The sequence below is a fragment of the Bartonella mastomydis genome, assembly GCF_900185775.1.
Lineage (GTDB): Bacteria > Pseudomonadota > Alphaproteobacteria > Rhizobiales > Rhizobiaceae > Bartonella > Bartonella elizabethae.
Genome location: NZ_LT883138.1, coordinates 335,856 through 356,261, shown reverse-complemented (window position 1 = coordinate 356,261; position 20,406 = coordinate 335,856). Strand labels below are relative to the sequence as shown.

The following is a 20,406-nucleotide window of genomic DNA, read 5'->3' as shown; positions in this document are numbered from 1 at the left end:
GCTTTGAAGAATTTTCGTTAAATGAAATCAATCACACTGAAAAAAATTTAAAAAAATATGTGAATGTACAACACAATGATATTTTTGTTGGAGATATTCTATTTGGAATTTTTCTCTTGAGGCGTTCTGTTTTGCGTGAGAAACACCTCCCATTAAAAACGATATATGGCAGCACAAAACCGTAAAAACTCTTGATAAATACAACATATTCTTTTGGATTTTTCACTAAACGATTAAATTTTTATGATAATGTGTGGTCGTATAAAAGCTGTTTAAAAGTCTTAAAACTTTATGACCATCATTTTAAAGTTTATCCCATCATCCAAAAGACATATCGCTTACCAAGAATGGTCTGTTGTATTACGCTGTCCTTTGTCATAAGACATACAATACAGCATCAATTCTTCAAAGAATTTTCGAATTTTCTCTTACTTTCAATAAGCTGTTTTCCCTTTTACAATCCTTCTTGCCTTTAAGCACTAACTTATCTTATGTTTGTTCTTTAAATCGTTTTTAATACTCTACGAGCTTTTATGTTTTATCTTGCCCATATATCGGATATACATCTTTCCCCTCTCCCAAAACCTTCCCTTTTTGAACTTTCTGGAAAGCGTCTTACTGGTTACTTAAATTGGCAAAAAAAACGTAAGAGTCAAATGGCAACAAATGTCCTCGAAACTTTAATAGATGCCTTGAACAAAACAAAGCCTGATCATGTTGTGATCTCTGGTGATCTTGTGAATCTTGCTCTTGATAAGGAATTTGAACAGGCGCGTCGTTGGCTCCTGACCTTAGGACAACCTCAAGATATTTCTTTGACATTTGGAAATCATGATGCGTATGTCCGCGGAGCCCTCCAAAAAGCATGTATGCTCTTTAAACCTTGGATCACAGGGGACGTACCTCAAAAAAGTACCTTTCCTTTTCCTTATATGCGCATTCGCGAAGATGTCGCCATCATAGCTGCTTCTTCAGCCATTGCGACACTTCCTTTTCAAGCTTCTGGTTATTTTGGTAAAATGCAAGCGCAAACATTACCGCACTTTTTAAAAGAAGCAGCACAGCGCAACCTTTTTCGTGTTGTCATGATCCACCATCCCCCTTTTCCCAAGGCAACGTCTTGGCATAAAAAACTACGAGATATAAAACGTTTTCAAGAGGTTATCAAATACCACGGTTGCGAACTTATTCTTCACGGACATACTCATTTACCCACATTGAAGTGGATTGAAGGACCCATTAAAAAAATTCCTATTGTTGGTGTTCCTTCCGCATCACAAGCTTTTGGTGATAAAAAACCACCCGCGGGCTTTAACTTATTTTCCATTGAACGCTTACAAAATCAATGGCACTGCCAGTTACAACGTTATAGCATTATCAATCCCCAAAACGAGATTGCCTGTACTGAAACAATTAATCTTTAAACACTTCCAAAGTTGTCAAAACAACAAAAAACGAAAATATTTTTACTTTATATCCCTTTCATAAATCATAATTTTATTATCCTTCTCCTCTTAACAAGAAAAAACTCTACCTTCTTTGTCGATAGATCGATTTCTCTCAGAGTGCTCCATTGATTAACCCCACTTATGTGACTGACTTTACAAAGTCATTGGTTTACATCCCTCCTATTTTCAAGGATCGAAGATTTCTACCCTATCTGATCTATAAATAATCTGAATTCTTTTCGTAAGAGCCTCCCCTGTCGATTGCACCCTGTGATCTACTTCACAAAGTTCTACACGCCTTTCTTTGCACTTCATCGCACACTCAAAGCATCTCATAGGCAAAATCTTCATCCTCCTATAATCATGATATTTTGTAAAATATAGAGAAGTGCATTTAGTTTCTACACCTAAATATTAATGACAATAAAAAGCCCAATAATAATTAAAATGTATAATTTCAATAATCCATTCCCCTGTAATTCATAAACAAATGATGTTGATTGATTTATGGCAAATAGATTTGAAATGACCCCCTGCTATTATACGCAAAACTTATTATCGAATATTTGAAAAATTTATAAAAATAATAGTTCCTCATTCAATAATAGACATAGAAAATAATGTTTTTTATATCTTGATAAATGTCTAATTTTCTATCTATTTTTTCCTATAAATCACTTTATAATATTCTTTATTATTATTGTATTATTACCTATAATAAAGCATAAATTATCCAATAATAATAAGAAAATTATAGTATGATTTTTTACTATTTGAGTTATCTTGTGGATGTGATTTTATGCGATTTTTTTTGTTATTAAACAAAATATTTTATGATAACGAACAATAAAAAATTCAATTGTATGAGAAGTCTTTCAAATACGAGAGAATACCATTGGATTGCCTATTCACGCGTTTATTTTAAAGAAGTATGTTTGCTATTCAAGCCCTTTTACGACGACTCCCATGAATGGTTTAATGGTAAAGTTCCATTAAGTCGCATGTTTTTGCGTTTATGAAGAAGAAATTTGCTACCATTACACACTTAGCTCCCCAATGTTGCAGATATCTCTTGGCACTTGAGACGGTTCATAAGAAGCATTTTTATTCTTTCTTGAATGTCTTTATACGCACAGGCTTTCCCCAGCCTGTAACGTACAGACAAATGATTTTGATTGATTCAACGTGGAATAGGTTTTAAATGAGAGAATTCTACGATATTCTGAATTCTTATTCCACATGAAATAGTAATTTGTTTTTATAAATAAAACTATTGTCCAAATAAAATAGTACCTCTCCTCAGTAGAGGAGTATTTACCAGTACCTACTTGAAAAATAAAAGCCTCATTTTAAAATGAGGCTTTTAAATTGTTTAATTCTGCAAAAAATTAAAATTTATAAGCGACACCCACACGGAAGTCGTTTGTCTTATAGCTCATTTCAACTTTATCTTGCACAAATTTCTTCTTACCAAAATCTGAATAACGATATTCTGCACGCAAAAGAATATTATCAGTCATTGCAAAATCAACTCCCCCACCAAGAGTATAACCAATCATGGTCTTTTTTTCATCATGCATCAAATCAGACGAATCAACTGCTTCTCTAAGTGCTTCTTTAAATCTGCTATCAATAACGAACCCAAAAATATTCTGAAGCTGCGTATAAGCAATTCCACCGGAAAGATAAGGCATCATACGCTCAAGCGCAAACCCAACTTTTACCCGTGTAGCACCAGACCATTTTTGTTTTAAAGTATGACTTATACCTTTAATAAGTGATTCTGAAGATTCCTCTTCCTCAGAACCCCTCGTTAAACTTTTTGTTTTTGAAGACTGTGCTGTTTCCCCAGCTTGACTGTTTTGAGGTATTGGGATGTCTTTCGTATGCTTTTTATTAGACCACATAATATCCGTCTCAACACCGATAATAAAACCATTATCGATATCAATATTGGAACCTGCATAAACTCCCCCTATAAAACCAGAAAGTTTAGGTAAATTCTCTTTCGGAAGAGCCTCCCATTTTCCAGCAGTCTCATCTATCAAATAATGCACAGCCGTTTTACTTGAAAAGTTACCAATCTGTCCTCCAATATAAAACCCTGTCCAAGAAAAAGCAGGCGCTGTAATAACAGGAACATGTTGCTCAGGAATAATAGCATCCGCTGCCTGTAATACAGAAATTGACATTAAAGAAAAGATAGATGTTGATATTAAATACTTTTTAATCATAATTGCTCCCCTAAAAGCTAATTTGAACGTAAATAATGGTGGATATTTTCACATTTTTTGCAAAAAATCTATAGCAAAAATAACACAGTTATAAAAAATTAAAGTTTATATTTAAATATTAAATTATTTTAGATAAATAATATTGTAAAAAAATTTAAATACTCTTTATATTTTTCTTTATTTATTTAATCTCTATTGGCTTTTATAGATTCATATTTCTCATTATTATCCAGTATTATATCAATAATTATAATATTAATTTTTGAAAAATGAGAGAGATAATCAATAAAACTTTTTGTCTTATTTACTTAAGTATCTTCGTAATATTCGTGTTATAAGAAATCATATACAGCCATAATCTTTATAAGATTTTATCTAAATTTGTGTGCTAAAAACACTCTTGCACATCTTCTTGTGTTGAAGATCTCTCAATTCATAAGTGTATCTGATAGACTGATACTTTATAAATGAGCCATATGCTTCTATCATACCCTTAAGCTAAACTCACAAAGAGTATTATTTACTAAAAGTCATCATTCCATTAATTTTTGTATGAATAATAACTCCTAGAATAAGCTCATTTAACAGAAAAATTCTTTGATTACACTTGAGAAACGAATAGATAAAATTTTTCACTCTCTAAAGCTCTCAAGCGTATAATGAAATATCAAAAGTAATATATAAAAATGGAATGAACCGTTTTTATTATTCTATAATATCCGTTTAGTTTTTATCTGAAAATTACATTCAATACTTTTATAAAAGCATTATAAAAGATATTTAATATTTTATAATTTTTGTAAAAATTGAACAGACCAATTGCCCAGTTTCTGCAATTAATTTTTCAACACGAAGCAAATCAGGTTCCCCAACGCTCTTTAACAAAAGGTCACTTAATCCAGGTGGCATATCATTGGGATCAAGGGGATCACTTAAGCAAAGCCGTATAATTTGACTCAAATTTGTATAGAGACGATAGGCATAATGTAAATCAGCAATACATGACTGATTAAGAAAACTGTTTGGTAAGTGATCTAAAATATCGGCTGTCGTCGCCCCAATTTGAAACTCAATGACATGCGTAATAAGAGAAAATTGAGCAATAAACTCCAAATCGACAATACCACCAGACATCGTTTTAAAATCCCATTGATTCTTTGGCGGCTTTTCTTTTGCAATCAAAGAGCGCATTTCATATACTTCTTTTGCAACTTCGTTCTTATTACGAGAAAGAGCAATAATTGTACACACTTCATTTTCTAACTTTTGTAAAAAATCAGGATCTCCTGTAATGCCTCGAGCCCTTGTTAAAGCAAGATATTCCCATATCCATGCTTCTTGACGATAATATTTTTTAAAAAATGGAAAAGAAACAGCAATAGGTCCTTTATTGCCTAAGGGACGTAACCTTAAATCAACGGCATAAAGAACACCTTGGCTTGTAAGGGTAGATAAAGCAGAAACAAGACGCTGTGCTAAACGCGTATAATATTGAGGGATGTAAAGAGGCTTTTCTCCATCAGATATTTCTGCATCATCATCGTGTTCATAAAGTAAAATGATATCAATATCCGAACCAGCTGTTAATTCACGACTTCCAAGCTTTCCCATTCCCAATATGCCAACACGTCCCCCTTTAATGAAGCCATGAAGACGAGAAAACTCCTCTTGAACGGCAGAAAATGTTTTTGTAATCATAAGATCAGCAAGCGCAGTAAAAGCAAAACCTGCTCTTTCTCCTGTAATTGTACCATTCAAAATTCGAATACCAATCAAAAAACGTTGCTCATCTGCAAAAATCCTTAAATGGTCCAGAATTTCCTCATAAGAGGAAACATCTTCAAGAAAATATTCAAGCCGTTTTTCTAAATAGGTTTTTGTGGGTAACTCTGAAAGAATATTAGGGTCTAACATTCCATCAAAAACATGAGATCTGCGTGTAATGATTTCCGCAAGACGTGGTGCAGCCCCCATGATCAAGACAAGCATATCTAAAAGAGAGGGATTAGACTGCAAAAGACTAAAAAGCTGAATTCCTGAAGGCAATCCTTGTAAAAAACTATCAAAACGCAACATTGCCTCATCCGCTCGTTTTGTTGCACCAAAAGCTTTCAAAAGAGCTGGTGTTAATTCTGTTAATCTCTCACGCGCTTCAGCGGATTGCGTTGCTTTATAACGACCACAATGGAGAGTGCGCATAATACGACAAATATCACTCGCTCTTTCAAAACCTAAACGGCTTAATGTTATTAATGTCTCCGGATCATCTCCTTCTCCTGTAAAAACTAAATTGCCAGTTTCTAAACCGAGTTCTTGTTCATTCTCAAACAGTGCTGCATAGTGTTTTTCAACAACCTGAAGTGTTTTTAATAAATCACGGATAAAACTGCTCCTGTCTTGATAGCCCATTAAATAAGCAACACTCGTGAATTGAGAAATATCATTTGGAAGAAGATGCGTTTGTTCATCCGCAAGCATCTGAATACGATGTTCTACATTTCTTAGAAAAGCATAACTTTTTATAAGACTATCTCGCGTTTTCTCACTGATCCAACCAAGTGTGTGAAGTTCTGCTAACATTGCAACTGTCTGACGTCCTCGTAATTGAGGAAACCGTCCACCAGCAATAAGTTGTTGTGTCTGAACAAAAAATTCAATTTCACGAATACCACCACGACCTAACTTTATATTGTGCCCATAAGCAGCAATTTGACCATAACTTTTATGCGCATGAATTTGACGTTTGATCGAATGAATGTCAGCTATTGCAGCATAGTCTAAATATTTTCGCCATACATAGGGAAAAAGCTCTTTAAGAAAATTAAAACCTGCTCTCTTATCGCCGGCCACTGGACGTGCTTTAATCATGGCGGCTCTTTCCCAATTTTGTCCACGCCCTTCGTAATAACGCAAGGCAGTCCTTACTGGTAAGGCCAAAGGTGTTGATCCTGGATCTGGACGAAGACGAAAATCAAGGCGAAAAACATATCCTTCAGCTGTACGCTCTTGAATGATACGGATTAATCGGCGTACCATTTTAGAAAATACGTCGACACTTTCAGAAAGATTACCGATATGAGGGGACGTTTCATCAATGAAAACAATAAGATCAATATCAGAAGAATAATTAAGTTCTCCTGCTCCTAATTTGCCCATCCCTAAAATGATTAAACCACAGTCTTTTTCTGGATTCTCACGGCTCAGCAAAGTAATCTTACCATGATCATGTGCTTCTCTTAAGAGAAAACGCAATGCTACACCTAACGCAGCTTCACCCAAACGCGTCAACCAAGCACATGAAACTTCATAAGTAAAAACACCACTCAAATCAGCTAAAGCAATAAGGACATGTACCTCCCGTTTTTTGCGTCTTAAAGCAGCCATCAATGAAGTTTCATTGATGGATTTATCCTGATCAATAACCGTAATATCATCGATAATTTCGCTTATCCTTGTTTCTATATCAACATACAATAAAGGACTAAGATAGGATGGATTAGCAATTAAAACCTCACGCAAAAAAGGAGATAAAGTCATAACTGAACGGATAAAATTAATCTGCGTTCCCTTCTCTGAAATGAGAGAAACAAGCGGTTCTAAACCTTCTTTCCTCGCTTGTTCTTCCATGTCTTTTAACCATTGGGAACCACTTTCATTGAGAGGGCATAAAGGGAGAAGCTGTGTTTTTAAAAAAGCTTGTTTTGCCTTCACTCCCTTGAAAAGCATTTTGCCTTCCTTTCTATTGCATTATACTTTTTAAATAGTTGTTCCGCATGAAAAGAAAAAAGTGAAAAAATATCTTTAAGGAAATAACAAGACAGCTCTAAGTCCTGGATTTGCATTTTCAAGTAACAATTCACCTCCGTGTAGCTTCATAACTGCTTTTGCTATACTTAAACCAATCCCAAAACCAGGTTGTGTACGGCTTTCTTCAAGACGAACAAATCGTTCTGTGACTTTTTCACGTTTATCCTCTGCTATTCCTGGACCATTATCGCTTACAACAACTAATAAATGTTCATCACGATATTCCATTGATAAGCAAACCTTCGCTTTCCCTCCATCTTTAGAGGCATATTTAATCGCATTATCGATAAGATTAAAAATTGTTTGCGCAACAAGCTCACGATTCAATTTAAGCTCTTTATCAAAGATATCTCCTAACTGAAGTAAAACACCTGACTCTTCAGCAAAAGGTTCATAAAGCTCAACAGCATCTTCAAGGATCAGTCTCATATTCATCCTCTCAAGATGCTCAATTGCACTGCTAGCTTCAATGCGTGAAATCATTAAAATCGCATTAAACGTACGAATAAGTTGATCTGATTCAGCAATAACACTCTCAAGAACCTGACGATATTCAAGCTTTGTCTTATTTCCCGAAAGTGCCTCTTCAGCACGATTTCTAAGACGTGTTAACGGTGTTTTTAGATCATGAGCAATATTATCTGATACTTGACGTAAACCAATATTTAACTCTTCAATGCGGTCTAACATAACATTAAGATTCGTTGATAATCGATCAAACTCATCTCCTACCCCAGAAACCGGTAAACGCCCACTGAAATCACCATCCATCAAGCGCCGTGATGCTGCTGTGACCTGATCAATCCTTTGTAAAGCTCTCCTGCCAACAAAAAACCATATGAGTAAAGCACCTCCCACCATTGCAGCAAGCGCAATGATTACAGCTTTACGAATAACCGCCGCAAAACGTTCGGGCTCATCCAAATCGCGTCCTATAAGGATCTTCATAGCATTAGGTAAATCAAAAACAACCGCCAAAGCGCGATGTTCACTTGTTTTGCCATGTTCTCCAAAACGGGAATATAAAAAGGAATTAGAAATAAAACCATTCTGTTGCAAAAGACCTAATTCAATACGTGCTACATTGCCTGCTAAAATACGCCCCATAGGATCCGTAACAAGATAAAGAAATGCCCCAGGTTGCCTTGAACGATAATCTATCGTACGCATTAATAAAGAAAGCCCCCCATAATTATAAGCATTTTCAATATACTTTAATTCTTCATGTAAGGCCTGTTCAGTCTGCTCTTTTAACAGCGAAGCAGAAAAGGCTGTCATATAAATAGAAAGACCTGTTGCCACCAATCCAAACAATAAAATGTAAAGTGCTGAAAGCCTTAGCGCAGTCGTGCGCATTATATTCATCAAACGATTCATGCTTTGTTATCTGGTGCTTTCAGCATATATCCGGCGCCACGCACCGTATGAAGAAGTGGAACATCAAAGTCTTTTTCAATTTTTGCTCTCAAGCGCGATATATGAACATCAATGACATTTGTTTGCGGATCAAAATGATAATCCCAAACATTTTCCAAAAGCATCGTGCGGGTAACAACCTGCCCCGCATAGCGCATTAAATATTCAAGGAGACGAAACTCTCGTGGTTGCAATAGAATGTTTCTATCACCCCGTTTTACCGTATGGGCTAACCGATCAAGCTCAAGATTGCTTACGCAATAAACAGTTTCTGCTTCTTTAGGATTCTTCCGCCGTTGTAATACTTCAACACGCGCAAGAAGTTCAGAAAAAGCATAAGGCTTTGTCAAATAATCATCCGCCCCTGCACGCAAACCCGTCACACGATCATTGACTTGCCCTAAAGCTGAAAGAATGAGAACGGGTGTTTCATTGCCTTTAGCACGCAATTCAGCAATAATAGAAAGCCCATCACGATGCAAAAGCATCCGATCAACAACCATAACATCATAATTTTCTGTTTCAGCTAAAGCGTATCCAGTATCACCATCATAGGCAACATCAACGGAATGTCCGACCTCCGAAAAAGCTTTTTCGAGATAACGTCCTGTTTCACGATCATCTTCGATAACGAGTATTTTCATAAAACGCATCTCCGTTATTGTTATAAAATTGCATTGTAGGACAGAAATTTAAAAAATCTCTGTCCCACTCATAATAAAGTGCTATTTTTTGAAAATTGGAAGAGCGACAAAACGATTTTGATCATTTGTTCGCACTTGTAGGAGAATAGCTTTTCGCCCTAGCTTTTGGGCATTCTTGATTGCATCGGTAATATCAGAAGTCTTTTTAACAGATTTATTATTCACTGTCACAATAACATCACCTGGGCGGATTCCCTTATCTGCAGCATCTGAATCCGAATCCACATCCGTTACAACCAACCCTAAATCATCGTCAGAAGGAGCAACAATTAACCCATAATCTTCCAATGTTTCATCTGAATTACCCCGTTCATTTAAATATTTTGAACTTTCTTTCTTACCTTCATCTTCAGGCATTGCAGCAAGTTTAACTTTGATCTTTTCCTCCTTACCGGATCTAAAAATCCCTAAAGTCACAGTTTCTTGTGGACTCATATTTGCAATACGCTTTGCCAAATCACGAGAATCATTAACTTTTTCATCATTCACTGAAATAATAACATCACCTGCCTTGATACCAGCCTTTGCTGCTGGTCCTTTTAATGGATCAGTTACCAAAGCACCTTTCGCTTCTTGCAAACCTATCGAATCAGAAATTTCCTTCGTTACTGGCTGAATCATAACCCCAAGCCAACCACGTTGAACTGAACCTTTTTCGATAAGCTGTTGTACAACCTGTTTCGCTGTCCCTGCTGGAATAGCAAAAGCAATCCCAACATTGCCTCCTGAAGGAGAAAAAATCGCTGTATTAACGCCAACAACTTTGCCATTCAAATCAAACGTTGGACCTCCGGAATTTCCTCTATTAACAGCAGCATCAATTTGAATAAAATCATCATAACTACTGGTACCAATATCTCGTCCACGGGCCGAAACAATCCCTGCTGTCACAGTTCCACCAAGGCCAAATGGATTACCAATAGCAACAACCCAATCACCAACGCGAAGCTTTGAATCATCTCCAAAATCAACATAGGAAAATTTTCTTTTGTCATTTACTTTTAGGACTGCAAGGTCAGTTTTTGGATCTTTCCCAATGAGCTTTGCATTCAATTCTGTACCATCATCAAGAACGACAGAATAACTTGTGCCTTCAGAAATCACGTGATCATTGGTCACAATGTAACCATCAGACGAAATAAAAAAACCCGATCCAAAAGCGATAGGGCGGAGTCTTTGTGAATGATGGGGAAATTTACTTTTAGGCCTATCAAAATCATAAAACTCTTTAAAAAGCCTTTTTAAAGGATGTTGATCTGGTAATTGATCAATCCCTGGACCACTAAAAAAGTTGCTAAAGAACCAATCTTCTTTCTTTTTATTGCTCTTTACTTGCACCGCAACAACCGCTGGTTTCACTTGAGCAACGATATCTGCAAATCCCTGTTGTTGCACTAACGAAGTAAATACAGAACTTGCATGAGCCTTTGTCGTCCATAAGCTTGCTGTACATCCACTAAAAAACAGTGCACTCTCCAATACTGCGGAAAAACTTACTGCGACAAATGTTTTAAAGAAAGTTTTTTTTAACATTTACTCTATGCTCCTATTCAATCATACTTTCTATCCCAATCTGATTACCTATAAAATACCAGACCTTACCGTTTTCTGTCTAAATTGTTAAAGTTTTGTAAGATTTTAGTATCCACCAATATCATTTACAATAAGGTTGATTGCTCATTACAGATGAGCTAAATTTTTCCCTCTATGTAATATCTTTTTGACTGTTTTCCCCCCGTTGTATTTACAATCATTATTTTCCCACGTTTATACCGTTTTAATTGGAAAAATATGACACTTGCACCAATGATGATAATCATCAAAGGTGAAAACCATAAAAACCAAGTTGTTTTATTCAATGGTGGTTTTAAGAGAATGAATTCACCATATCGTTCAACAAGAAAGTCAATCACTTGCTGATTGCTATAGCCCATTTTTAATTTTTCCCGAATTAAAAGCCTTAAATCTCGTGCTAGAGAAGTGTCTGAATCATCAATTGATTGATTTTGACAAACCGGACAACGTAAATGCGATGAAATATCGCGCGCTCGCCTTTCAAGAACTGTATCTTTTAAAATCTCATCTGGCTCTACTGCTATCGCTAATCGAAAAGGAAACATTGCAATTAAAAAACATAAAAGCCAAAGAGTTTTTTTCATCTCAATGTCCTCTCCTAAAATTTAAAGTAAGCAACACCCTCTTGTAGGCTCCAGTGCGAAACCAATATCCCAGAAGGGAAAAACATCCGCCCATAGCCATCATGAATGCCCCTAACCAAATACAGATTATATAAGGCTTCCACCATATATGCACAACAAGACCCCGATTATCGAGATGTCCCGGCACAATATAGAGCTGTGATAAGCCATAACTTTGAAGACCAACTTCCGTTGTTGATGTATTTTGGCTTGAATAAAATCGCTTTGAAGCTGTTATATGACCCACGATTTTTTTATTTTCATATATTTTAAAATAAAACTCCATTGCCGAATAATTCGAACCAAAACGATTATCCACGGCATCAAAATGAAGCGTTTTATCCGCTATCGTCACCCACTCTCCTACGTTCATGATTAAAATACGTTCTTGACCAAAACTTGCCACACAAATAATACCAAATAATGTAACACCTAATCCCATATGTGCCATTGCTGCACCATAAACCGACCATGGCAACCTAAGAAATCTCTTAACGCGTACTGAAAAAGCTTTCTTGCCATATCCGCTCTTTCCCCACAAATCCGCTAAACTGCCTAAAAAAACAAACGCTGAGAGCCCAATGCCTAAAACTGCAAGAATATCACGCACAGATGTCGCGTAAAATATTATAAAACAGACGATACCAACCAAGACAAAAACAAACCACAACCGTTCAGAAACTGCGAGAAAATCACCCCGTTTCCATGCCATCATTGATCCAAACGGAACAAGCAACAATAACAAAAGCATGAGCGGTCCACAGGTAAGGTTGAAAAAAACAGCCCCTACAGAAATTTTTTGCCCTGTTAGCATCTCAATAAAATAAGGATAGAGCGTACCAATCAATACTGTTGCTGTTATTGTTGTCAGTAATAAGTTATTTAAAACAATAAATCCTTCGCGCGAAATTGGTTGAAAAAAATTTTCTGTTTTTAAAAGAGGAATGCGCAACGCAAAAAGAAGAAAAGCCGCTCCCGTAAAGAAAAATAAAAGTGCAAGAATTGCTTGCCCTCGCGCTGGATCAACAGCAAAACTATGAACAGATATTAAAAGACCAGAGCGAACAAGAAACGTTCCTATCAGAGAAAGAGAAAAAGTAAGCAGTGCTAAAAACAAAGTCCAACTTTTCAATATTCCTCGTTTTTCGAGAACAAGAGTAGAATGTAAAAGAGCTGTTCCTGAAAGCCAAGGCATAAACGAAACATTTTCAACAGGATCCCAAAACCAATATCCTCCCCATCCTAGCTCATAATAAGCCCAATAGGAGCCAACCATAATCCCCAATGTTAAAAAACACCAAGAAAGTAGCAGCCAAGGACGAACCCAACGCGCCCAAATCCCATCAATATGCCCTATAATCAATGCCGCAACGGCGAAAGAAAAGCAAAGTGAAAAACCAACATAACCTAAATAAAGAAGGGGAGGATGAATCGCTAATGCGATATCTTGTAAAAGAGGATTAAGATCATTTCCCTGTAATGCTGGTGGATTCACACGTAAAAATGGGTTGGATACAAAAAGAATTAATAAAAGAAAAGCGCTTGTAATCCAACTTTGGCAAATTAAAATAAGTGTCTTAAAATCTTCTGGCAAATCTTGGCTAAAGAAGGCCACTAATGCACTAAAAAAAGTAAGACTTAAAATCCATAACAACATAGAGCCTTCGTGGTTGCCCCAAACACCTGTGATTTTGTAGAGCATCGGTTTTTCTGAATGAGAATTCTCAACAACATTCAAAACAGAAAAATCAGAGACAACATGAGCATAAATCAGCACTAAAAAAGAGAAGAGCAATAATGTAAAAGTGATATATGTGAGAGGGATAGCTGTTTGCATTAACAAACGCTCTTGCCTCCAAAAACCTAAAGCAGGTAAGAAAGCTTCTAATAAGCTTACGGCAAATGCAGCGGCTAAAAAAATATGACCCAGTTCGACAAGCACAATCGAATTATTTCTCCACACTGTAATGTTTTTTCAAGCGATCAGCGGTTTCTTTAGGCATATAAGTTTCATCGTGTTTTGCTAAAATACGCGTCCCTATAAAAAAACCTTGTTTATCGAAATGCCCTTCTACAATCACCCCCTGACCTTCACGAAAAAGATCCGGTAAGACACCCTTGAAAAACACTTTTTCATGTTTTGTGTTATCCGTTATAAAAAAAATAACGCCACTCTCTTCAACATATTGAACGGTCCCTTTTTCAACAAAACCGCCCAAACGCAAAGGGCGACCCGTTAAAATATCTTCTCTTGTAATTTCAGAGGGCATTCTAAAAAAACTGACTGTATGACGTATTGCATACACGATGAGACTTGCTGCAATTGCCATAACCAAACAACACAATAAGATGATCAGTAAGCGCTTTTTTTTTCGCTTCTTTAAAATAAGCTTTAGCGAAGCAGAATTCTTTAAAGATTGATTGTTCATAGACACTCTACGAAAAAAAATTAAACACGTCTTATAAGCATCCATTTTTATTTTTTAAAGAGCTTTGCATATCCTCTCTATAGGTGCAACTTTTTATCGAATACCTCATCTTTGCCAACACGCTTATCAATACCTTTTTTCCTTGTTTAGTTTTACACCAATTTCCATTTACTCTATACAACTTGTGCCGCGCTCTTGACATTCTCCATTTCTGCTCTTCACCCTCCTTCACCTAGACCTCCCACTTCTAAGTTGATCACAGCTCTTGTCGTGCTCAATAACTTTTCTCTATTTCAATTGGCGACGATCACTTTTCTTTGTCTGTTCACTTGATGAATCATCACGTAACTGAATCATCATTTTTTCAACCCGTGAGCGTCCTGCAAAATTTTCAGGCATTGTATCAAGAAAGCTTTGTAAAAACTGCACTGCCTGCACTGTTTTTCCGGCTTGATGAAATGCATCAGCCAACAAGAGACGTGGATAAAAATCTGTTGGCGCTAAATCTGCTGCTTTTTGAAAAGCCCTTTGTGCCTCTTGCGTTATCACTCCCCCTTCGTAACCAACCAATGCTAAACCATATCCTACAAGCCTTGGCGCTGTTTCTCCATTTAAGCGAAGGGCATCTAAATAAGTATTCACAGCTTCTTGAAAATAGTTTTCTTCAAGATACCCTACCGCTAATGCATCGGCTAGCTTACCATCATGAGGAGAACGAAAAAAAAGTGCTTGCAGACGAACAAGCTTTTCTTGCTTACTGAGAAGTTTAGGATTCTTATCCATTAATTCGCTAAAAAAATAACTTTTTACTTCTGGATTACCTGTCAGCCCATAGATACTCCAAGTCATAAGAAGAACAAACAAAACACTTAGTGTTTTAAGAATATTTCTTTTTTTATAATGCCTATAAAGCTTACGAGACTCAACCGTATGGATATGACTTCTATAATCATTCATGGTTTGGACTTGGCACTGTTCCTTTACCCCATCGTCAAAATGTAATGAAAGAAAAAGAATAATTGCCAAAAAAGTGAGAAAAAATGCTGCAAAAATGTGTAAGAGCATATCATTTTTTTCCAATACAAACAGAAGATAACTCGCTTACCTTTACCCTCTTCACGAGAAGAGTGATGTGAAATGATAAAAATTCATCTTTTTATGAAGAACATCGTAAAATCTATTGTTCATTTTTCTCAATAGATCAAACAAGGCTTTATTTTCATAGTTTGATTATAAATACGGATCTTCTGAAATCCCTCCCTCCTTTTTTTTATTGTCTCAATATTTCTTTACAAAGTTTATAGACATTTTCTGTTTAAGGAGAAGATATGTTATTCTCCCATTTTGGGTAATAAAACTTTTGTACACAACCCCCCCAAGACAGAACGCGATAAAAAGAGAGTACCACCATATTCATTAACCATATCTGCGACAATAGCTAACCCTAAACCTGTCCCCGGTTTACTTTCATCAAACCGCCGCCCTCTTTTTAACGCTTCATCAATTTTATCTTCTGTTAAACCAGGACCATCATCTTCAACAAAGATACTAAAATATTTTTCTTCTTCAAGGTTTTCTTCTAAACAACAAGAGATCAACACCTTTGCGCGAGACCACTGAGTAGCATTTTCAATCAAATTTCCTATAATTTCTTCTAAATCTTCCTTTTCACCAGAAAAAACAATATCATCAACATCCATAATAAATTCAATTTGTTTGTCAGGATTAAGCTTTTTCATAACCCGCACTAAACGATCCATTACATTGCGAACAGATGTATGATAGACAATACTATCACATTGTGCGGCAATCTGCGCCCGCTGAAGATAACGATTGATTTGTGCTTGCATGATTTGCGTTTGCTCTCTCAACAAACAAGCCTTTTCTCCACGCATCTTATCTGTCTCATTCATAATCACGGACAAAGGTGTCTTCAATGAATGTGCGAGATTACCAACCTGTGTGCGAAATCGCTCAATAATACGCTGATTATTCTTAATGAGAGCATTCATCTCTTGGGCAAGCGGCATCACTTCGCTAACTAAATCGGTATTCACATAGTGAACTCTTCCTTCTCGAATATCATTCAATGTGCGTCGAATAAGCTTCAACGGTTGAAAACTAAAGAAAATAAGAGCAATATTAATCAGCACACTTCCGATACCAAAACTCCAAAGAAAAACTTGTAAAGTTCGCTTAAATTCCTTTACTTGAGCATGCGCGTCATCAATATTTCCAACAAGTCGAAAGCGTGCAATATGATTTTTATTATCAAGAACAACATCACTCTCAATCACTTGGAGCTTTTGACCATTGTTTCCCTTTATCCGATAAGAGCGAAAGAATTTATTGTCAAAAGGTACGTCGACATTACTGGGTGTAAAGATCTCTCCTGTTCCCAATGAGGGAGAGGTCAATCTTCCTTTCAAATTATGGGATATCGCAACAACTTCCCAATACCATCCCGTTGTTGGATCAGCATAACGAATGTCATCAATTCCAGCTCCTCCTTTCAAAGTGTTTTCCGGAGACACCGTTACTGTTGCAATCAAACTGTAGAGTTGAGCAGAAAGAATACGCTCTAGACTCTCTTCAGTTGAACGCTTATAAAATAAAATACTCACTGCAGAAATCGATAAAAGAGAAATAACAACCCATAGAGTTGATAGGATCATAACACGTAAACTGAGTGATCGCGTAATGACAAAAAAGAACTTCTGAAACCAATTATTCTCTTTTAAAACATTCATTCATCACCTAGCGTTCTTACGCGATATCCCATACCTCGAATAGTCTCAATCAAATCCACGCCAAGCTTCTTGCGTAACCGCCCTACAAAAACTTCCACTGTATTTGAATCCTTATCAAAATCCTGATCATAAAGATGTTCGGTCAGCTCTGTTCTTGAAATGACCCTGTCACAATGATGCATAAGATACGAAAGAAGTCTGAATTCATAAGAGGTTAATTTAATCAATTGACCATCCACAAAAACACGGGATGTCTTTGTATCCAACAAAACATTTCCGCAACATAAGGCACTTGTTGCATGGCCTGTCGCACGACGAATGAGTGCCCGCAAGCGCGCCATCACTTCCTCCAAATGAAATGGCTTCACAACATAATCATCAGCCCCTGCATCAATACCACGCACCTTATCAGACCAACGATCTCGTGCCGTTAGTATTAAAACAGGCATGGTACGTCCTTCTTGACGCCACTTTTCAACAACACGAATACCATCAATCTGCGGTAAACCTATATCAAGTATCACTGCGTCATAAGACTCTGTACGCCCTAAAAAATAAGCCTCTTCACCATCGAAAGCACTATCGGAAACATATCCTGCACGTTTTACAGCTTCTGCCAATTGATGATTGAGATTTCGATCATCTTCGGCAATTAAAATACGCATGACAACATCTACCAACTGCTAATCGGCGGGAACCACAACTTCAACGCGTCGCAACTTTTCACCATTATGGGCTGGAATAACAACCACAATTGCACACATATCCCTTCCATCCTCAACAACCAGTTTTGAACGGACGAGAACCCCCTCCTCCTGAGTTGCAACCCTTTTACCCACCTCAGCGCAACCAGCAGCCATAACAGAATCGGCTCCTAAAAAAGATGCTATTATCACGAACAAGAAAAATTTTTTCATCATAGATATTTCAATAACCTATCTTCTTAATCTTCTGATAAGATACAAGAAATAATGTTTTTTTTCGGGTCAATTTAAAAACCAAAAATGAAAAATAATTTATCCTCTGTCTTACAGAATAACGCGTTAATATTACTCCAAATTTTTAAAAATTCAAAATAAAATATTTTTAATCATGACAATAAAGTTTATTGGATAAAATAATAAAATCTTAATACAAAGTCTTACAAGAAATGAATAATTCTCCAATAAACTCTTTCTCTGTATCACTATAGAAAAAAAATACTTCTACTCCATATAAATTTTATAGATTTGTTTGGTTTTATTGCTTTGCCATAGGCTCTTTTTAAATGTTTAAATTTTTTAAAAAAAAGAAAGGACAACAGCATAAGCCATTTCACAGTCCAGCTCTCATCGAATTAGATGCACGACTAGATACAGCGCTTTATCGCATTCGTTCTGCAAACAGTTTTTTCTGGAAAAAGGCAAAAATTATCTCACAAAATTTTCATCTTCAAGGATGGAAACGCTTTATCGTTGAAGTTTTTGATGAAATACTCACTTTAGGGTTGATAGGCTTTACTCTTTTTACCATTTTTGGCATTTCTGTTTTTGAACTAACCAAAACAGATTGGTCTTCTCCACAAAATTTTTCCATTCTTTTTCTCGATCGCTATGGAAATTCCATTGGTCATCGTGGTGCACTGCCGGCGATCTCTGTCCCCGTTGAAGAAATGCCTGACACCGTTATTAAAGCAGTTCTCGCTACAGAAGATCGTCGTTTTTTCGATCATTGGGGCATTGATTTTCAAGGGCTTACACGGGCAATTTCACAAAATATGCACGCTAAAGGTGTGGTGCAAGGTGGTTCAACTCTTACACAACAATTGGCAAAAAATTTATTCTTAACAAACGAGCGCACAATAACACGTAAAATCAAAGAAGCTTATCTTGCTCTTTGGTTAGAGGCAAATTTTAGCAAAAAACAGATTTTGCAACTTTATCTTGACCGTGTCTATATGGGAGGAAATAATTTTGGTATTGCAGCAGCAGCAAAATTTTATTTTGGAAAAAACATACGTCATATTTCTTTAAATGAATCGGCAATGTTAGCAGGGCTCTTTAAAGCCCCAACAAAATATGCTCCTCATAGTCATCTCTTTGCAGCTCAAACACGTGCCAATGTTGTCCTTTCTAATCTTGTTAACAGTGGCTTCATGACGGAGAGCCAGATTATCAACGCACATCGCCACCCTGCTAGGGCCCTTCCCCAAATAGACAATAATCAGCCTGACTATTTTCTTGATTGGGCATTCGAGGAAGTCAAAAAAATGCGTGATCAACTTCCAAGTCATCGTTTAATTATTCAAACAACCCTTGATCCAGAACTTCAAAAAGTAGCAGAAGAATCAATTGCCTATCATTTACATCAATATGGTCAACAATATCGCGTCACACAAGCCGCCACTGTTATACTTGACAATAACGGTGGTGTATGTGCAATTGTTGGAGGAGTGGATTATAAGAAGAGTCAATTTAACAGAGCAACACAAGGCGGCCGACAAACTGGATCTTCATTTAAACCTTATGTTTACGCAACCGCACTAGAACACGGTCTTTCACCTTCAACAATTGTTTCAGATGCGCCTATCAATTGGGGAGGATGGACACCTAAAAATAATTCTGGTCGTTATCTGGGAAAAATTGATTTGGCAACGGCTTTAGCCTTTTCCATTAACACAGTTCCTGTTTACCTCACCTATCAATATCTTCACCGCGATACAAAACCCATTATAGATCTTATCAAGAGTATGGGGATCAACGCGCATATTTTATCACACAAAACGATGGTTCTTGGTACTTCCAACATGACCCCCATGGATCAAGCAACGGGCTTTAATGTCTTTGCGAATGGTGGAATAGCTGGTAATCGTCATGGATTCACACAAATCAGAACACTCGATGGTCATTTAGTGTGGGATTTCGAGCATAACGGAAAAAAACTACACCGAGTTCTTAGCAGTCAATCAGCGGCTTATATAAACCAAATGATGGTGGGCGTCACAACACGAGGATCCGGTAAGCGTGCTGCTCTACCCATGACACTTGTTGCTGGAAAAACTGGAACATCACAATCCTATCGCGATGCTTGGTTTGTGGGCTTTACGGGTAATTATACTGGCGCAGTATGGATGGGAAATGATAACTTTTCACCCATGAATCGTGCTTTTGGGGGAGGCGTTCCTGCCATGATATGGCATCGCATCATGCTCGCTGCACACCAAAATATCATGCTCAAACAGCTCTACGGTGTTAAAGATTCTCTGCTTCCTTATCAGCCTCAAACACCCTCCTCCCATACAGATTCTGAATTTTTTTCCCCAATACCCTCTACGCTTTCTCCTGAAACATTGAATATCGTGCGCTTGATTAATAAAGATCTGAAAAAATCCTCTGCACTTTCTTTAAAAATGAAAACAACTGGAGATTCAACATTTTGAAT

14 protein-coding genes are annotated in these 20,406 nt (G+C 36.8%); 2 read left to right on the top strand and 12 right to left on the bottom strand.

Going from position 1 to position 20,406, the window contains the following annotated elements:
• Positions 1-533: 533 nt before the first annotated feature.
• Complete coding sequence (locus FJG96_RS04675) at positions 534-1,424, top strand: metallophosphoesterase family protein (RefSeq protein WP_139412959.1); 891 nt, start codon at positions 534-536, stop codon at positions 1,422-1,424.
• Positions 1,425-2,836: 1,412 nt separating this feature from the next.
• Here the strand turns inward: FJG96_RS04675 and FJG96_RS04670 are convergent.
• The 12 genes from FJG96_RS04670 to FJG96_RS04615 all read right to left on the bottom strand — a co-directional run bounded on the left by FJG96_RS04670 (position 2,837) and on the right by FJG96_RS04615 (position 17,906).
• On the bottom strand, positions 2,837-3,682 hold the full coding sequence (locus FJG96_RS04670) for an outer membrane protein (RefSeq protein ID WP_139412958.1): 846 nt from the start codon (positions 3,680-3,682) through the stop codon (positions 2,837-2,839).
• A 780-nt stretch (positions 3,683-4,462) separates the two neighbouring features.
• A complete protein-coding gene (locus FJG96_RS04665) occupies positions 4,463-7,408 on the bottom strand; it encodes a bifunctional [glutamine synthetase] adenylyltransferase/[glutamine synthetase]-adenylyl-L-tyrosine phosphorylase (protein ID WP_139412957.1) in 2,946 nt (981 codons plus the stop codon).
• A 75-nt stretch (positions 7,409-7,483) separates the two neighbouring features.
• Entirely contained in the window at positions 7,484-8,866 is a 1,383-nt protein-coding gene (locus FJG96_RS04660; RefSeq protein WP_139412956.1) for a sensor histidine kinase, read from the bottom strand.
• A complete protein-coding gene (locus tag FJG96_RS04655) occupies positions 8,863-9,549 on the bottom strand; it encodes a response regulator transcription factor (RefSeq protein WP_139412955.1) in 687 nt (228 codons plus the stop codon). Before FJG96_RS04655 ends, FJG96_RS04660 begins: the two co-directional genes overlap by 4 nt.
• 81 nt (positions 9,550-9,630) lie before the next feature.
• Entirely contained in the window at positions 9,631-11,142 is a 1,512-nt protein-coding gene (locus tag FJG96_RS04650; protein ID WP_139412954.1) for a Do family serine endopeptidase, read from the bottom strand.
• A 158-nt stretch (positions 11,143-11,300) separates the two neighbouring features.
• Entirely contained in the window at positions 11,301-11,768 is a 468-nt protein-coding gene (locus FJG96_RS04645) for a cytochrome c-type biogenesis protein (protein ID WP_139412953.1), read from the bottom strand.
• 1 nt (position 11,769) lies between these two features.
• Entirely contained in the window at positions 11,770-13,749 is a 1,980-nt protein-coding gene (locus FJG96_RS04640; RefSeq protein WP_139412952.1) for a heme lyase CcmF/NrfE family subunit, read from the bottom strand.
• A gap of 7 nt (positions 13,750-13,756) precedes the next feature.
• Entirely contained in the window at positions 13,757-14,236 is a 480-nt protein-coding gene (gene ccmE, locus FJG96_RS04635; RefSeq protein WP_139412951.1) for a cytochrome c maturation protein CcmE, read from the bottom strand.
• A gap of 288 nt (positions 14,237-14,524) precedes the next feature.
• Complete coding sequence (locus tag FJG96_RS04630; RefSeq protein WP_139412950.1) at positions 14,525-15,301, bottom strand: tetratricopeptide repeat protein; 777 nt, start codon at positions 15,299-15,301, stop codon at positions 14,525-14,527.
• 266 nt (positions 15,302-15,567) lie between these two features.
• On the bottom strand, positions 15,568-16,986 hold the full coding sequence (locus FJG96_RS04625; RefSeq protein ID WP_139412949.1) for an ATP-binding protein: 1,419 nt from the start codon (positions 16,984-16,986) through the stop codon (positions 15,568-15,570).
• On the bottom strand, positions 16,983-17,651 hold the full coding sequence (locus FJG96_RS04620; protein WP_139412948.1) for a response regulator transcription factor: 669 nt from the start codon (positions 17,649-17,651) through the stop codon (positions 16,983-16,985). The genes FJG96_RS04625 and FJG96_RS04620 overlap by 4 nt, the downstream gene beginning before the upstream one ends.
• Before the next feature lie 18 nt (positions 17,652-17,669).
• Positions 17,670-17,906, bottom strand: coding sequence for a hypothetical protein (locus tag FJG96_RS04615; RefSeq protein ID WP_139412947.1), 237 nt, complete (start codon positions 17,904-17,906; stop codon positions 17,670-17,672).
• A gap of 347 nt (positions 17,907-18,253) precedes the next feature.
• On the opposite strand from FJG96_RS04615, the gene FJG96_RS04610 reads away from it, so the two are divergent.
• Positions 18,254-20,404, top strand: coding sequence for a transglycosylase domain-containing protein (locus FJG96_RS04610; protein WP_139412946.1), 2,151 nt, complete (start codon positions 18,254-18,256; stop codon positions 20,402-20,404).
• Positions 20,405-20,406: the final 2 nt, after the last annotated feature.

Coding starts and splice junctions, on each gene's coding strand:
- FJG96_RS04675 (WP_139412959.1), top strand. CDS start 534: ATGTTTTATCTTGCCCATATATCGGATATACATCTTTCCCCTCTCCCA.
- FJG96_RS04670 (WP_139412958.1), bottom strand. CDS start 3,682: ATGATTAAAAAGTATTTAATATCAACATCTATCTTTTCTTTAATGTCA.
- FJG96_RS04665 (WP_139412957.1), bottom strand. CDS start 7,408: ATGCTTTTCAAGGGAGTGAAGGCAAAACAAGCTTTTTTAAAAACACAG.
- FJG96_RS04660 (WP_139412956.1), bottom strand. CDS start 8,866: ATGAATCGTTTGATGAATATAATGCGCACGACTGCGCTAAGGCTTTCA.
- FJG96_RS04655 (WP_139412955.1), bottom strand. CDS start 9,549: ATGAAAATACTCGTTATCGAAGATGATCGTGAAACAGGACGTTATCTC.
- FJG96_RS04650 (WP_139412954.1), bottom strand. CDS start 11,142: ATGTTAAAAAAAACTTTCTTTAAAACATTTGTCGCAGTAAGTTTTTCC.
- FJG96_RS04645 (WP_139412953.1), bottom strand. CDS start 11,768: ATGAAAAAAACTCTTTGGCTTTTATGTTTTTTAATTGCAATGTTTCCT.
- ccmE (WP_139412951.1), bottom strand. CDS start 14,236: ATGAACAATCAATCTTTAAAGAATTCTGCTTCGCTAAAGCTTATTTTA.
- FJG96_RS04630 (WP_139412950.1), bottom strand. CDS start 15,301: ATGCTCTTACACATTTTTGCAGCATTTTTTCTCACTTTTTTGGCAATT.
- FJG96_RS04625 (WP_139412949.1), bottom strand. CDS start 16,986: ATGAATGTTTTAAAAGAGAATAATTGGTTTCAGAAGTTCTTTTTTGTC.
- FJG96_RS04620 (WP_139412948.1), bottom strand. CDS start 17,651: ATGCGTATTTTAATTGCCGAAGATGATCGAAATCTCAATCATCAATTG.
- FJG96_RS04615 (WP_139412947.1), bottom strand. CDS start 17,906: ATGATGAAAAAATTTTTCTTGTTCGTGATAATAGCATCTTTTTTAGGA.
- FJG96_RS04610 (WP_139412946.1), top strand. CDS start 18,254: ATGTTTAAATTTTTTAAAAAAAAGAAAGGACAACAGCATAAGCCATTT.